The sequence below is a fragment of the Streptomyces sp. NPDC046866 genome (genome assembly GCF_040704625.1).
Taxonomy (GTDB): Bacteria; Actinomycetota; Actinomycetes; order Streptomycetales; family Streptomycetaceae; genus Streptomyces.
Map to the genome: position 1 here is coordinate 126,955 of NZ_JBEYXN010000017.1, position 15,050 is coordinate 142,004.

At 74.1% G+C, this 15,050-nt stretch carries 7 protein-coding genes; 5 read left to right on the forward strand and 2 right to left on the reverse strand.

From position 1 onward, the window contains the following. Window positions 1-29: 29 nt before the first annotated feature. The 5 genes from AB0953_RS23780 (at window position 30) to AB0953_RS23800 (ending at window position 6,267) form a co-directional block, all read left to right on the forward strand. Window positions 30-1,013: an ABC transporter substrate-binding protein gene (locus AB0953_RS23780; protein WP_366861552.1), complete on the forward strand. Its 984-nt coding sequence runs from the start codon at window positions 30-32 to the stop codon at window positions 1,011-1,013. A gap of 365 nt (window positions 1,014-1,378) precedes the next feature. Further along, window positions 1,379-2,584 carry an LLM class flavin-dependent oxidoreductase gene (locus tag AB0953_RS23785; RefSeq protein ID WP_366861553.1) on the forward strand — a complete coding sequence of 402 codons (1,206 nt, stop codon included), beginning with the start codon at window positions 1,379-1,381 and terminating at the stop codon, window positions 2,582-2,584. 20 nt (window positions 2,585-2,604) lie between these two features. Continuing rightward, window positions 2,605-4,017: an NtaA/DmoA family FMN-dependent monooxygenase gene (locus AB0953_RS23790; RefSeq protein WP_366861554.1), complete on the forward strand. Its 1,413-nt coding sequence runs from the start codon at window positions 2,605-2,607 to the stop codon at window positions 4,015-4,017. Next, complete coding sequence (locus tag AB0953_RS23795) at window positions 4,014-5,123, forward strand: LLM class flavin-dependent oxidoreductase (protein WP_366861555.1); 1,110 nt, start codon at window positions 4,014-4,016, stop codon at window positions 5,121-5,123. The genes AB0953_RS23790 and AB0953_RS23795 overlap by 4 nt, the downstream gene beginning before the upstream one ends. A gap of 16 nt (window positions 5,124-5,139) precedes the next feature. Beyond that, window positions 5,140-6,267 carry an LLM class flavin-dependent oxidoreductase gene (locus tag AB0953_RS23800; RefSeq protein WP_366861556.1) on the forward strand — a complete coding sequence of 376 codons (1,128 nt, stop codon included), beginning with the start codon at window positions 5,140-5,142 and terminating at the stop codon, window positions 6,265-6,267. 324 nt (window positions 6,268-6,591) lie between these two features. On the opposite strand, the gene AB0953_RS23805 is transcribed toward AB0953_RS23800, so the two are convergent. Together AB0953_RS23805 and AB0953_RS23810 are read right to left on the reverse strand one after the other, a co-directional pair. Beyond that, window positions 6,592-7,872 (reverse strand): MFS transporter, encoded by a 1,281-nt coding sequence (locus tag AB0953_RS23805; RefSeq protein ID WP_366861557.1) that lies wholly within the window; start codon window positions 7,870-7,872, stop codon window positions 6,592-6,594. Further along, complete coding sequence (locus AB0953_RS23810) at window positions 7,869-15,005, reverse strand: amino acid adenylation domain-containing protein (RefSeq protein WP_366861558.1); 7,137 nt, start codon at window positions 15,003-15,005, stop codon at window positions 7,869-7,871. Before AB0953_RS23810 ends, AB0953_RS23805 begins: the two co-directional genes overlap by 4 nt. Window positions 15,006-15,050: the final 45 nt, after the last annotated feature.

A 15,050-nucleotide genomic window follows, 5' to 3' on the forward strand; every position in this document is an offset into this window, starting at 1 on the left:
CCCACCCCCTCCAGGCAAGGAGCACGACCATGTCCACCTCGATCACCCGCCGTACCACCGCCGCCGCGCTGGGGCTGACGGCCGCCCTCGTCCTCGCCGCGTGCGGCAACCCCTCCGACGGCGGTACGACCGAGGTCGCGGCCGCGTCGGGCGGCACGGTGAAGATCAACCTGAGCCCCGACCAGAACCGCGTCACCACCGGCAAGGTCGACGCGATAGCCGCCGAGGTCCCGGAGGAGATCCGCAAGAGAGGCACCCTGGAGATCGTCGACTCCTCCGGCTCGGCCGCGCCGCTGACCTTCTTCGCCACCGACAACAAGACCGTCATCGGCGTCGAGCCCGACATCGCCTATCTGGTCGCCGACGTGCTCGGCCTCAAGCCGCACATCAACACGGTCTCCTGGGAGAACATCTTCGTCGGTCTCGACAGTGCCAAGTACGACGTCGGCTTCAGCAACATCACCGTCACCGAGGAGCGCAAGGAGAAGTACGACTTCGCCACCTACCGCGAGGACAACCTCGGCTTCGAGGCGAAGAAGGGCAGCGGTCTGAAGATCACCGGGCCCGCGGACGCGGCGGGCAGGAGGGTCGCCGTGGGCAGCGGTACCAACCAGGAGAAGCTGCTCGTCGAGTGGAGCAAGGAGAACGAGAAGGCCGGACGCAAGCCGGTGGACGTCAAGTACTACCAGAACGACAGCGACACCTACCTCGCCCTCCAGTCCGGCCGCATCGACCTCTACCTCGGCCCCAACCCGACCGCCGCCTACCACGCGGCCACCACCGGCAAGACCGAGGTCGTCGGCACCTACTCCGGTGCCGGGGCCGGCCTCCAGGGGCTCATCGCGGCCACCACCAGGAAGGACAGCGGCCTGGCCAAGCCCCTCGCCGACGCGCTCAACCACGTCATCGAGAACGGCACGTATGCCAAGGTGCTTCAGCGCTGGGGCCTGTCCGACGAGGCCGTCACCACGTCCGCGATCAACCCGCCCGGTCTGCCGAAGACCGGCCAGTAGCCGTCCGTCGGCGAGCTGGTCGCCACCCTCCCGCCGGGCGCCCGGACGGATTCACGGAGCCGCAACACGCTCTCCATCTTCGTCCGGCCGGCTCCGCCTAGGCTGCAAGGACAGAGGACATGGGGGACCGCCGTGCCCGGTGCGGCAGGCCCCGGCCCGAGCAGGGCAAGCACCGCAAGAGCGGAGGTGACGGTGTGGGACGCGGTTCTCGTCGCGCGGGGCTGCGTCCGTCTGTACTCCCGCGCCCACACCGATCTGCAACGGGTGGCCGGCGCCCTCTGTCGTTCCTGATCCGTTTCCCGCCATCGGGCCCTGCGCACGAGGGCCGATGACCCCATACGGTCGACCAGGAAGGCCCGCTTCTCATGTCCGCACATCCCCCGTTTCATCTCGCCGTGGCGCTGGACGGCAGCGGCTGGCACCCGGCCGCCTGGCGCGAGCCGGACGCGCGGCCCCACGACCTGTTCACCGCCGGATACTGGGCCGGCCTCGTGGCCGAGGCCGAACGCGGCCTGCTCGACTTCGTGACGTTCGAGGACGGGCTCGGACTCCAGTCCGTGCACCCCACGGAGCCGGACGAGCGCACCGACCAGGTGCGCGGGCGGCTGGACGCCGTACTCGTCGCCGCCCGGGTCGCACCGCTGACCCGGCACATCGGGCTGGTACCGACGGTGGTCGCGACCCACACCGAGCCGTTCCACATCTCCAAGGCGATCGCCACCCTGGACCATGTCAGCGCCGGCCGCGCGGGCCTGCGTGTCCAGGTGTCGGCACGGCGGAACGAGGCCGAGCACTTCGGCCGCCGTACCTTCCCGCCCCTTCGCTTCGAGGACCGGGACACCCCGGCCGGCCGGGACCTGATCGCCGAGCTCTTCGAGGAGGCCGCCGACCACATCGAGGTGGTGCGCCGCCTGTGGGACAGCTGGGAGGACGACGCCGAGATCCGTGACATCGCCACCGGGCGGTTCATCGACCGCGACAAGCTGCACCACATCGACTTCGAGGGCAGGCACTTCAGCGTCAAGGGCCCCTCGATCACCCCTCGGCCCCCGCAAGGGCAGCCCCTCGTCAGCGCGCTCGCGCACGACAGCGTGCCGTACCAACTGGTGGGCGCTTGCGCCGACATCGGGTACGTCACCCCGCACGGCCCTGAACGGGCCCGCGCCATCGTCGCCGAGATCCGTGCCGCCCAGGCCGCCGCAGGACGGGCGGAGGAGCGGCTGCACGTCTTCGGCGACCTGGTGGTCTTCCTGGACGACGACCCCGCGGCGGCGGAGTACCGCAAGGCTCGCCTGGACGGCCTCGCGGGCTACACGTACACCAGCGACGCCGAGGTGTTCACGGGAACGCCGAGGCAACTGGCGGACCGTCTGCTCGAGTTGCGCCAGGCGGGCCTGAGCGGCTTCCGCCTGCGCCCCGGAGCGATCGGCCACGACCTGGAACAGATCACACGGGGCCTGGTCCCCGAACTCCAACGCCGGGGTGCTTTCCGACACGCCTACGAGGCGGACACCCTCCGGGGGCTGCTCGGACTCTCCCGTCCCGCGAACCGCTACGCCGCCGCCGTCTGAGCCGCAGGAGTCGTACCACCATGACCACCCCGACCACCCCGACCACCGGCAAGCCCCTGAAGCAGATCCATCTCGCGGCCCACTTCCCCGGAGTCAACAACACCACCGTGTGGAGCGACCCGCGGGCCGGCAGCCACATCGAGTTCAGCTCGTTCGCGCACTTCGCGCGGACCGCCGAACGCGCCAAGTTCGACTTCCTGTTCCTCGCCGAGGGGCTGCGGCTGCGTGAACAGGGCGGCCGGATATACGACCTGGACGTGGTGGGGCGGCCCGATACCTTCACCGTCCTGTCCGCGCTCGCCGCCGTCACCGATCGTCTCGGCCTGACCGGCACCATCAGCTCCACCTTCAACGAGCCCTACGAGGTGGCCCGCCAGTTCGCCAGCCTGGACCATCTGTCGGGCGGACGAGCCGCCTGGAACGTCGTCACCTCCTGGGACGCCTTCACCGGCGAGAACTTCCGGCGCGGCGGCTTCCTGCCGGAGGACCAGCGCTACTCCAGGGCCAGGGAGTTCCTGGCCACCGCCACCGAGCTGTTCGACTCCTGGCACGGCGACCCGATCGTCGCCGATCGGGAATCCGGCCTCTTCCTCGACGACGCGCAAGCCGGAGCCTTCGTCCACCAGGGGCAGCACTTCGACATCGCCGGCCGGTTCAACGTCCCGCGAAGCCCGCAGGGCCGTCCGGTGATCTTCCAGGCGGGCGACTCCGACGAAGGCCGCGAGTTCGCCGCCGCGGACGCCGACGCCATCTTCAGCCGGCACAGCACCCTGGAGGCCGGCCGGGCCTTCTACGCCGACGTCAAGGGCCGTCTGGCCCGCCACGGCCGAACCCACGACGAACTGCTCGTCCTGCCCGCGGCGACCTTCGTCCTCGGTGACACCGACGCCGAGGCGCAGGAGCTGGCCCGGGAGGTACGACGCCGGCAGGTCAGCGGCCAGACCGCGATCACGTACCTCGAACACGTCTGGAACCGGGACCTGTCCGCCTACGACCCGGACGGCCCGCTCCCCGACATCGACCCGGACCCCGGCGAGCACACCGTCGCCCGCGGCCGGGCCAGTGTCCGGTCGTTCCGCGACCCGCTCGCCGTGGCCAGGCAATGGCGCGAACGCGCCGCCGCGGAGAAACTGTCGATCCGCGAACTGGTCATCGAGGTCATCGGCCGCCAGACGTTCATCGGCTCCCCGGCCACCGTCGCCGAGACCATCAACGCCTTCGTCCAGACGGACGCCGCCGACGGCTTCATCCTGGTCCCGCACCTCACCCCCGGCGGCCTCGACGAGTTCGCCGACACCGTCGTCCCGCTGCTCCAGGAACGCGGTGTGTTCCGCCACGACTACACGGGCACCACACTCCGCGACCACCTCGGCCTGGCCCGCCCCGACGCCCGCGCGGAGGCGGACGCGGAGACCCGCCGGGTGGCGTCGTGAAGTTCCTGGCCATCACCCTCATCGTGCACGCCCCGGACCCGGTGACCGGGATCCGGAAGTCCACCAGCGAGCGCTTCCGCGAGGTGATCGACAACGCGCTGCTGGCCGAGGAACTCGGCTTCGACGGCTTCGGCGTCGGCGAACGCCACGAGCGGCCGTTCATCTCCTCCTCACCACCGGTCGTGCTCAGCCACATCGCCGCGCTCACCTCCCGGATCCGCCTCTTCACCGCCGTCACCACCCTCAGCCTGCTCGACCCCGTGCGTGCGTACGAGGACTACGCGACGCTGGACCACCTGTCCGCGGGCCGCCTCGACCTGATCATCGGCAAGGGCAACGGCACCGCCCAGCGCGAGCTGTTCCACGTCACGCCCGAGGACCAGTGGGACCGCAACGCCGAGAGCTATGAGCTGTTCCGCCGCATCTGGCGGCAGGACAAGGTGAGCGCCTCCCCGCGCTACCGCCCCGAGCTGACCGACGCCGAGGTGTGGCCGAGACCCCTTCAGCAGCCCATACGGGTCTGGCACGGCAGCGCGACCAGCCGGGAATCGGTCGACCTCGCCGCCCGCTACGGAGATCCGCTCTTCTCGGCCAACGTCACCCACCCCATCGAGCCGTACGCCGAACTCGTCCGCCACTACCGGGAGCGCTGGGAGCACTACGGCCACGACCCGGCTCGGGCCGTCGTCGGCGCGGGAACCGCCGGCTACCACGCGGCCCGCACCTCACAGGAAGCCGTCGCCGCGTACCGGCCGGTCTTCGAGGGCCAGCTCGCCTTCCAGAAGAGCCTGGGCCTGGAGCCGGTGTTCGCCACCCTGGAGGACTTCGTCGCACGCAGCTCGGCGCTGATCGGAAGCCCGGAGCAGATCGTCGACAAGGTGCACCGCTACCACGAGCGGTTCGGACACAGCGTGCTCCACCTCCAGGCCGACGCCGGCGGTCTCACCCCCGCCCGGCACCGGGCCTCGCTCGAACTCTTCCAGTCCGAGATCGCACCGGTGCTGCGCCGCGAGATCCCCGATCCGCCGTTCCCCTGGACTCCGGTCGCCGCGGCACCCCAGCTCGATCTCCCCTCCGTACCGGCGCCCGCGCCCACCGACCGCTGAGGAGCACCACCCGACCATGTCCGGCATCCCTCTCGGAGTCCTCGACCTCGTCCCGATCCCGTCGGGCGCCACCGCCGCCCAGGCGCTGCGCAACACCATCGATCTGGCCCGGCAGGCCGAGCGGTTCGGCTACACCCGCTACTGGTTCGCCGAGCACCACCTCAACCCGGGCGTGGCCGGAGCGTCACCCGCCGTCGTACTGGCCCTGACCGCCTCCGCCACCTCCACCATCAGGATCGGCTCCGGCGCCGTGCAGCTCGGTCACCGCACCGCCCTGTCAACCGTCGAGGAGTTCGGACTGATCGACGCCCTGCATCCCGGGCGGCTCGATCTGGGTCTCGGCCGCTCCGGCGGCCGACCCCCCGGGCAGCCGGCGGACCCCCGGCCGGCCACGACCCCCGTCGTCGACGGGCACGCCCCCAACGGCCTGAAGATCCCGCCCCGGTTCTCCTTCGAGCACCTCATCGGCTCCCCCCGCTTCCGGCTCCAGCAGCAACTGCTCCACCAGCCCGGCGCCCGCCCCCAGGACTACGGCGAACAGGTCGACGACATCCTCGCGCTCCTGCGCGGCGACTACCGCTCGACGGACGGGACCGAGGCGCACGCCTCGCCCGGCGAGGGCGCGGACCTGGAGGTCTGGATCCTCGGCAGCAGCGGCGGACAGAGCGCCGACGTCGCAGGCCGCAACGGCCTGCGCTTCGCCGCCAACTACCACGTCAGCCCGGCCACCGTACTGGAGGCGGCCGACGGCTACCGCGCCGCGTTCCTGCCGTCCGACCACCTCGACAAGCCCTACCTCAGCGTCTCCGCCGACGTCGTCGTCGCCGAGGACGACGACACCGCCCGCGAACTCGCCACCGGCTACGGCCTGTGGGTCCGCAGCATCCGCACCGCTGAGGGCGCCATCCCCTTCCCGACCCCGGACGAGGCCCGCGCCCACGCCTGGACCGAAGGGGACCGGGCCCTGGTCGCCGACCGCGTCGACACCCAGTTCGTCGGCTCGCCCGGGCGGGTCGCGGACCAGCTCGAACAACTCCAGGAGGCCACCGGCGCCGACGAACTGGTCATCACCACCATCACTCACGACCACGCCGACCGGGTGCGCTCCTACCGACTCCTGGCACAGGAGTGGCAACGCCGGTGAGTCGATCACGGTCCGGCCCCGGACCTCGTGGTGTGGACCGCAACGTCGAAGCGGAACACTCAGACCCAGCCGGTTGCGGGGCCCGACGGCCTCCGTTCCGGGTGGGAGTGGTCAGGGGAAGAGGGGGTCCAGGAATGGCTGCCCGGCCGGCACCCGCCAGGCCGGCAGGCGCACCGTTCGAGTCACCGGGGCGGGATCGGCCGCCCCCGCCGGATCGACCGGCGGCACCTGCCTGCGGACATCGGTGAGGACCCGCAACTGGTCGGCGTAGCAGTAGCCGTTGACGACGTCCGCGGGCCGCCGCGCCTGCCGGGTGCCCGGGTCTCACGGGGTGACCTCGTCCTCCTTTTCGGTCGGGAGCGGGGGTGTGGGGAGGTTTTGGGTGGTGTGGAGGGGGCCTGTCAGGAGGAGGAGGGCGGAGAGGGCGTTGGCGGCGTAGAGGAGCCATAGGGCGTTGCGTTCGGACAGGAGGGTGCCCAGGGCGCCGCCGAGGAGGCTGCCCACCGGGATCGTGCCGTACATCACGAAGCGGATGGTGGAGCTGACCCGACCCAGCATGTCCGGGGGGCAGTAGGCCTGGCGGAAGCTCACGATGATGACGTTGCCGGCTACCACTGCGGCCATCAGGCTGAATTCCCCGATCAGGAAGGCCAGCAGGCCCACCCCGTCCGTGGTGAGCGGGATCAGCAGGCCGAACGGGCCGCCGCAGAACGCGCACAGCAGGACCGCCCGGGCCGTGCCGAAGCGGCGGGCCAGGTGTGGGGAGAGGACTGCACCCAGGACCCCGCCCAGCGCGGCCAGCGCGATCAGGACGCCGATCAGGCCGCCCGGCGCGCCCACCGTCCGGCTCAGGAACAGGATCGACAGGGACTGCGCGCCGCCCAGGAAGAGGTTCATCGCCGCGTCGCAGAGGAGGATCGTGCGCAGGAACGGGTCCTGGGTGAGGAAGGCCACCCCCTCGCGGATTTCCGCCGTCAACGAGCGTTCCGTCGCCGTCCGCTCCTCGCCGCCTGGTGGGGCCTCCGGGGTGCGGATGCGCAGGAGCAGGGCCGCCGAGAGCAGGAAGCTCAGGCCGTCGGTGAGGAAGCCGGCCGCCGCGCTGCCGGCCTGGGCCAGTGTCCCGCCCACGCCCGGTGCGACGACCTCGGCGACCGATTCGCTGGTCTGGAGCCGGGCGTTGCCGTCGGCGAGCTCCTCGTGCGGCAGCACGGTCGGCAGGTACGCGCTGTAGGCGGCCCGGAAGAACACGTCGGCTGTGCCTGACAGGGCCGCGACCAGGATGAGTTGCGTTGTCGTCAGGAGGTTCAGCGCCACCGTTGCGGTCAGTGACAGCATCAGCAGTGCCGACACCGCGTTGCACACGATCATCACCGGCCGGCGGCGCATCCGGTCGGTCCAGGCGCCCACGGGCAGCCCGAACAGCAGCCACGGCACCCAGGCCGCGGCGCCCAGCACGCCCATGGTGAAGGGCCCCGCGTCCAGGGTGTCCACGGCGATCAGCGGCAGCAGCACGCGGGTGGCCGCGCTCCCGAACTGGCTGACGGACTCCCCGGCCCACAGCAGCCGGAAGTCCCGGCGGCGCAGCGCGCCGCGACCGGGGCTCACCGGCCCACCGTGCCCTCGCCCAGCAGCGCGGCGATCTCGGCGGCGGGCTTGGGCGCCATCATCTCGCCGTGGGTGCAGGGGATGTGGTGGTGGGTGACCGGGCCCGTGACGTACGGCTCCCACACCTGCGGCCCGGGTGCGTCGGGCTCGTGGGCGGCGGCGGCCAGGGTCACCCCGCCCCGGAACACCCCCGGACGGTGGGCGGCGGCCAGCCGGTCGTGGTGGACGTAGGCCCCGCCCAGGGCGGCGACGGTCTCCCCGTCGAAGACCGACAGCGGGCCGTCGTCGGTGGCAGCCGCCGTCACCAGCCCGGCGAGGGTCAGCGGGTCCGCGTCGTGCTCCTCGCGCGGCGGGTAGCCGAGTGATTCCAGCAGGTCCCGGAGAGGGTCCGCGGACGGGGCCGCCGTTTCGCCGGGGGCCGCCGGATACCCGTCGAGCAGGGTGAGCCCGGCCACCTCCTCGCCGTCCTGCTGGAGCGTCACGGCCACCGCGTGCGCGACCACCGCCCCGAAGGACCAGCCCAGGAGGTGGTACGGGCCGTGCGGCTGGACCGCGCGGATCCGCGCCGCGTACTCCGCGGCCATCTCCGCGACGCTCCCGGGCCGCGCCCCCGGCTCGCTCAGCGCCCGCGACTGCAGGGCGTGTACGGGGCGTCGGGCGTCCAGGTGCTCCAGCAGGCCCCGGTACACCCAGCCGGTGCCCGCGCCCGGGTGGACGCAGAACAGGGCCGGGGCGTCGGGCGCCCCCGTGCGCAGGGTGACCAGCGGAGCCAGCGGGTCCGCGTCGCCGCCGGGGAGTGCGCCGCCGGAGCGGGCGGCGAGCCCGGCGACCGTGGGCGCGGCGAACAGGTCCTGGACGCCGAGCTCCTCGCCCAGCGCCTCGCGCACCCGGGCCATCAGCCGGGCCGCGAGAAGGGAGTGGCCGCCCAGGTCGAAGAAGCTGTCCTCGGCGCCCACCGACGGCAGCCCCAGCACCTCGGCGAACAGGCCCGCCAGGACCTCCTCCCGCCGGCCGCGCGGCGCCCGGCGGACCCGGCCGTCCCCGGGCGCGCCGGGCTCCGGCGCGGGCAGCGCGGCCCGGTCGAGCTTGTCGTTCGGGGTCCGCGGGAAGGCGTCGAGCACGACGAACGCCGACGGCATCATGTGCGCCGGGAGCGTCCCCGCCAGATGGGCGCGCAAAGCTGCTGCGTCCACTGCCGAGCCCGCGCCGCCGGGGGCCGGGACCACGTAGCCGACCAGCCGCTTCGCCCCGCCGGGGCCGTCCTCCCGCACGGTCACCGCGGCCCGGTCCACCCCGGGCGCCGCCGCGAGCGCGGCCTCGATCTCGCCGGGTTCGACGCGGAAGCCGCGGATCTTGACCTGGTCGTCGGCGCGGCCGAGGTATTCGACGCGGCCCTCGCGGTCCCGGCGGACGAGGTCGCCCGTGCGGTACATGCGGGCGCCGTCCTCGAACGGGCAGGCCACGAACCGCTCGGCCGTCGTCCCCGGGCGCCGCAGGTAGCCCCGCGCCAGCCCGGCACCCGCCAGGTACAGCTCGCCGGGCACCCCCGGGGCCACCGGGCGCAGCGCCGCGTCGAGCACGTAGGCGCGGGTGTTGGCGACCGGAGTGCCGACGAGCGGGCGCCCGCTGCGCGCGGTGTCCCACCACAGGGCGTCGACCGTGCACTCGGTGGGTCCGTACAGGTTGTAGGCGAGCATCCCCTCCGCGGCGCGCAGCCGGCTCCACAGCCCCTCGCCCGCGGCCTCCCCGCCGATCAGCAGCAGCCGCGGCGGGGCGTCGAGCAGGCCCTCCTCGATCAGCTGCTCGGCGTGCGTCGGGGTGGTGTCGACGACGTCGAGGGCGGCGTCGGCGGCGTACCGGGCGAAGGCGGCGGAGTCGCGGCGCACGGCGTCGCCGATCAGGTGGAGTTCGTGCCCGGCCACCATCCACATCAGGGCGTCCCAGGAGGCGTCGAAGGACAGGGAGGCCACCAGCGCCACCCGCAACTGCCGTCCGGCAGCCGTCCGTTCCGCCTCCGCCATGGTGTGGGCGCGGTGGTGGGCGTACAGGTTGCGCAGCGCCGCGTGGTCGACGACGACGCCCTTGGGCCGGCCCGTGGAGCCCGAGGTGTACACGACGTACGCGGCGTCGCCCGGCCGGGGCCGAGCCGGCGCAGCGGCGTCGACGGCACCCTCCTCGTCCGCCTCGTCGGTGAGGACGAGCGGGACCCGCGCCGGCTCCGCCAGCGGCAGCAGCGGGGCGGTCGCGGAGTCCGTGACCAGCAGCGCCGGGGCGGAGTCGGCCAGCATGTGCACGATCCGCTCGGCCGGGTAGCCGGTGTCCACCAGGACGAACGCCGCACCGGCCTTGAGGACGGCCAGGATCGCGGCCACCGCCGCCGGGGAGCGCGGCAGGGCGATGGCCACCACCCGCTCCGGACCCGCCCCGTCCCGGACGAGGCGCCGGGCGAGCCGGTCGGACCAGGCGTCGAGGGCGGCGAAGCCGACCCGCTCGGCGCCGTGCACCAGCGCGGTCGCGTCGGGGGTGCGAGCGGCCTGCGCGGCGAACAGCTCGGGCACGGTGGGGTCCGGCACCGGCAGCGCGGTGTCGTTCCACTCGGTCAGCACCCGCCGGCGCAGCTCGGGGGTGAGCGGGTCGGCGGCGCCGACCGGCAGCTCCGGCGCCGCCGCGAGCAGCCGGACCATCCGGACCAGGGTCGCGGCGAGCTCCTCGGCGGTGGCGTGGTCGAACAGCTCGGCCGCGTACTCCAGGAAGCCGGAGATCCCGGCGGGGCGGCCCTCGGCGTCCCGGTGCTCCTGGACGTCCAGCGTCAGGTCGAACTGGGCGACGTCGAAGCGGAACGGCTCGGGGCGGACGTCGAGGCCGGGCAGCGCGAGCGTCCCGTCCTCGCCGTCCTGCACCTGGAGCAGCACCTGGAAGAGGGGGTGGCGGGCGAGGGACCGCTCGGGGTTGACCGCCTCCACGACCCGCTCGAAGGGCACGTCCTGGTGCTCGTACGCGGCGAGGTCGGTCTCCCGGACCCGGCCCAGGAGTTCGGCGAAGGTCGGATCGCCCGAGACGTCGGTGCGCAGGACGAGGGTGTTGACGAAGAAGCCGACGAGGTCGTCCAGGGCCTCGTCGCTGCGGCCCGCGACGGGCGTCCCGATCGGTACGTCGGTCCCCGCGCCCAGCCGGGACAGGGTCACGGCCAGCGCCGCCTGCACCACCATGAAGAGGGTGCAGCCTTGCTCGCGGGCCAGCTCCACCAGACGGGCGTGCAGTTCGGCGTCGAGGTCGACGGGGACGGAGCCGCCCGCGAAGTCCGGCACCGCCGGGCGCGGCCGGTCGTGGGGCAGGGCCAGCTCGGCGGGGGCGCCGGCCAGTGCGCCGGTCCAGAAGGCGAGTTGGCGGGAGAGCGGGCTCGCGGGGTCGTCCTGCGCGCCGAGCAGCTCCCGCTGCCAGAGCGTGTAGTCGGCGTACTGCACCGGCAGCGGTTCGAAACGGGGCGCGGCGCCCGCGCACCGGGCGGCGTACGCCTCGGACAGGTCCCGGAACAGCGGCCCCCAGGACCACCCGTCGAGCGCGATGTGGTGCACCACCAGACCCAGCACCCACTCCTGCGGCCCGGCCGCGAGCAGCGCCGCCCGTACGGGGGGCCGCCCGGCCAGGTCGAACGGGCGGGCCAGCAGGGCGTCGAGCGCCCCGGCGGTCCCCTCCGGACCGCACTCCACCAGCTCCAGGGGCACGCCGCCCCCCGCGGGCAGCACCCGCTGGTACGGCTCGCCCGCCGCCTCCGGGAACACCGTGCGCAGGGCCTCGTGCCGGTCGGTGACGTCCCCCAGGGCGGCGGCCAGCGCCGCGGTGTCCAGCGGGCCGCGCAGCCGCAGCGCGAACGGGCAGTGGTAGCCCGCGGACTGGCCCGCCCGGCTCAGGAACCACAGCCGGCGCTGGGCGGCCGACAGCGGCGGGGCATCGGGCCGTTCCGCGGCTGCGGTCAGGGCCGGACGGGGGGCCGCCCCGGGGGCGGAGCCCTGCGCCAGGCAGGCGGCCAGCCCGGCCACCGTCGGGTGCTGGAACAGCTGGCGGATGCCCAGGTCGCCGCCGAGTACGGCCCGGATCCGCGAGAGCAGCCGGGTCGCGAGCAGCGAATGGCCGCCCAGCTCGAAGAAGCTGTCCTCGGCGCCCACCGACGGCAGCCCCAGCACCTGCGCGAACAGCTCCGCCAGGAGCTCCTCGCGGGGCCCGCGCGGGGCGCGGGAGGAGGCCAGCGCGCCGAAGTCCGGTGCGGGCAGAGCCGCCCGGTCCAGCTTGCCGTTGCGGTTCATCGGGAAGGCCTCCAGGACCACGAAGGCCGAGGGCACCATGTGGTCCGGCAGCTGTGCGGCGAGCCGCCCGCGCAGCGCGCCCGGCTCGGCGCTGCGGCCCGCGGCCGCCACCACGTACGCCACCAGGCGCTTCCCGGCGGGCCCGCCGTCCCGGGCGAGCACCGCCGCCTGCGCCACCTCCGGGCAGGTCCGCAAGACCGCCTCGATCTCGCCGGGTTCGATGCGGAAGCCGCGGATCTTGACCTGGTCGTCGGCGCGGCCGAGGTACTCGATGCGGCCCTCGCGGTCCCAGCGGACGAGGTCGCCCGTGCGGTACATCCGGGCGCCGTCCTCGAACGGGCAGGCCACGAAGCGGCCCGCGGTGAGCGAGGGCCGGTTCAGGTAGCCGCGGGCCAGGCTCGGTCCGGCCAGGTACAGCTCGCCCGGGACGCCCGGGGCGACGGGCCGCAGCCCGGCGTCCAGTACGTACGCCCGTGTGTTGGCGAGCGGGCGGCCCACGAGCGGCGCCTCGCTGAGGGCGGCGTCCCACCACAGGGTGTCGACGCTGCACTCGGTGGGCCCGTACAGGTTGTGGCAGAGCATCCCTTCGGCGGCCCGGACCCGCGTCCACAGGGCGGCGCCCGCCGCCTCGCCGCCGAGCAGCAGCACCTTGGGCCGGTGCGCGGGATCGTCCAGCAGGCCCTCCTCGACGAGCTGCTCGGCGTAGGTCGGGGTGACGTCGAGGGCGTCGATGCCGGCCGCGGCGATGTGCCGGACCAGCGCGGCCGCGTCGCGGCGGGTGTCGTCGTCGACGAGGTGGAGCTCGTGGCCGGCCACCATCCACAGCAGCCCCTCCCACGAGGTGTCGAAGGACAGCGCCGCCGTCAGCGCCATGCGCATCCGGCGCCCGCCGTGCAGCTCCTCGGCGCGGGCGATGACCCCGGCCCGGTGGAAGGCGTACAGGTTGCGCAGCCCCGCGTGGTCGATGACCACGCCCTTGGGCTCGCCCGTCGACCCCGAGGTGTGGATCACGTACGCGGCGCTGCCGGGCAGGATCCGGCGGCCCGGGACGGGACCGCAGCCCGCCGGCACCGCGCCCGGCGCGTCCACGAGGACGCGGAGGGCGCCGGTGTCCGGGAGCCCCGGGGCGGTCGCGGCGTCGGTGACGACGGTGGTCGTGGTGGACAGCAGCCGGGCGATCCGCTCGGCCGGGTAGTCCGTGTCGACGGGGACGAAGGCGGCGCCCGCCTTGAGCACGGCGAGCAGCGCCACGACGGACTCGGCGGACCGGGGCAGGGCCAGGGCCACCAGGTGCTCCGGGCCGACCCCGTGCCCGGCGAGCCGGTGCGCCAGCGCGTCGGCGCGGGCGTCGAGTTCGGCGAAGGTCAGCGCGGTGTCCCGGAAGACCAGGGCGGTCGCGCCGGGGGTGCGGGCGGCACGCTCCTCGAACAGCTCGGGCAGGGTCCCCGCGGGCACCGGCGCGGCCGTGTCGTTCCAGCCGGACAGGACCAGCGCGCGCTGCTCGGCGGAGAGCGGGTCGGCCTGCCCCACCGGGGCGGCGGGGTCGGCTGCGAGGCGCTCCAGCACCCGGCCGAGGGCGGCCCCGAGGTCCTCGGCGGTGGCCCGGTCGAACAGGTCCGTCGCGTACTCCAGGGCGCCGCCGATGCCGGCGGGGGCGCCGCCGGAGCCCCAGCGCTCCTGGAAGTCGACGGTGAGGTCGAACTTGGCGACGTCCCAGGCGGCGGGCTGCTCCGCGCACTCCAGGCCGGGCAGGGCGAAGGCGGGGCCCTCGCCGCTGTCCAGGGTCATCATCACCTGGAAGAGGGGGTGGCGGGCGAGGGACCGCTCGGGGTTGACCGCCTCGACGACCTGCTCGAAGGGCACGTCCTGGTGCTCGAAGGCGGCGAGGTCGCCCTCCCGCACCCGCTCCAGGAGCTCGGTGAAGGCCGGGTCGCCGGAGAGGTCGGTGCGCAGGACGAGGGTGTTGACGAAGAAGCCGACGAGGTCGTCGAGGGCTTCGTCCGTGCGGCCGGCGACGACGGTGCCGATGGGGATGTCGGTGCCGGCGCCGAGGCGGGACAGGAGCACGGACAGGCCGGCCTGGAGGACCATGAAGAGGGTGCAGCCGTGCTGCCGGGCCAGGTCGAGCAGCCGTGCGTGCAGCTCGGCGTCCAGCTCGACGGGGACGGAGCCGCCCGCGAAGCTTGCCACCGAGGGGCGCGGCCGGTCGGCGGGAAGGGCCAGTTCGGCCGGGATCCCTGCCAGCTCCCGCGTCCAGAAGGCGAGTTGTTCGCCGAGCACGCTCTCCGGGTCGTCCTCCGCGCCGAGCAGCTCGCGCTGCCACAGCGTGTAGTCCCGGTACTGCACCGGCAGCGGCTCGAAGGCGGGCGCCCCGCCCGCGCACCGGGCGGCGTAGGCGGCGGCCAGGTCGCCCAGGAGCGGCCCCCAGGACCAGCCGTCGGTGGCGATGTGGTGGATCACCAGGGCCAGCACCCACTCCTCCTCGCCCAGCTGGAAGAGGCGGGCCCGCAGCGGGAGTTCGGCGGTGAGGTCGAAGACGTGCCCGGCCTCGGCGGCCAGCGCGCCGGCGAGCTCCGCCTCGCCGAGGCGGATGACGGGCAGCTCCGGCGCCCGGTCGGTGACCTGCTGCACGGGCTCGCCGTCCACCTCGGGGAAGACCGTCCGCAGCACCTCGTGCCGCCCGGTCAGATCGCCGAGGGCCGCGGCCAGGGCCCGCGGGTCCAGCGGGCCGCGCAGCCGGGTGGTGAGCGGGCAGTTGTACGCGGCGCCGGTCTCGCCGAGCTGGTTGAGGAACCACAGCCGCCGCTGGGCGAACGAAACGGGGAACACAGGACCTCCAGGGGCGTGCGGGGTGGTGCGGGGGGCGGGGACGGG

Excerpts from the sequence above, each read along its gene's own strand:
- AB0953_RS23800 (WP_366861556.1), top strand. The coding sequence starts at position 5,140 with ATGTCCGGCATCCCTCTCGGAGTCCTCGACCTCGTCCCGATCCCGTCG.
- AB0953_RS23785 (WP_366861553.1), top strand. The coding sequence starts at position 1,379 with ATGTCCGCACATCCCCCGTTTCATCTCGCCGTGGCGCTGGACGGCAGC.
- AB0953_RS23780 (WP_366861552.1), top strand. The coding sequence starts at position 30 with ATGTCCACCTCGATCACCCGCCGTACCACCGCCGCCGCGCTGGGGCTG.
- AB0953_RS23790 (WP_366861554.1), top strand. The coding sequence starts at position 2,605 with ATGACCACCCCGACCACCCCGACCACCGGCAAGCCCCTGAAGCAGATC.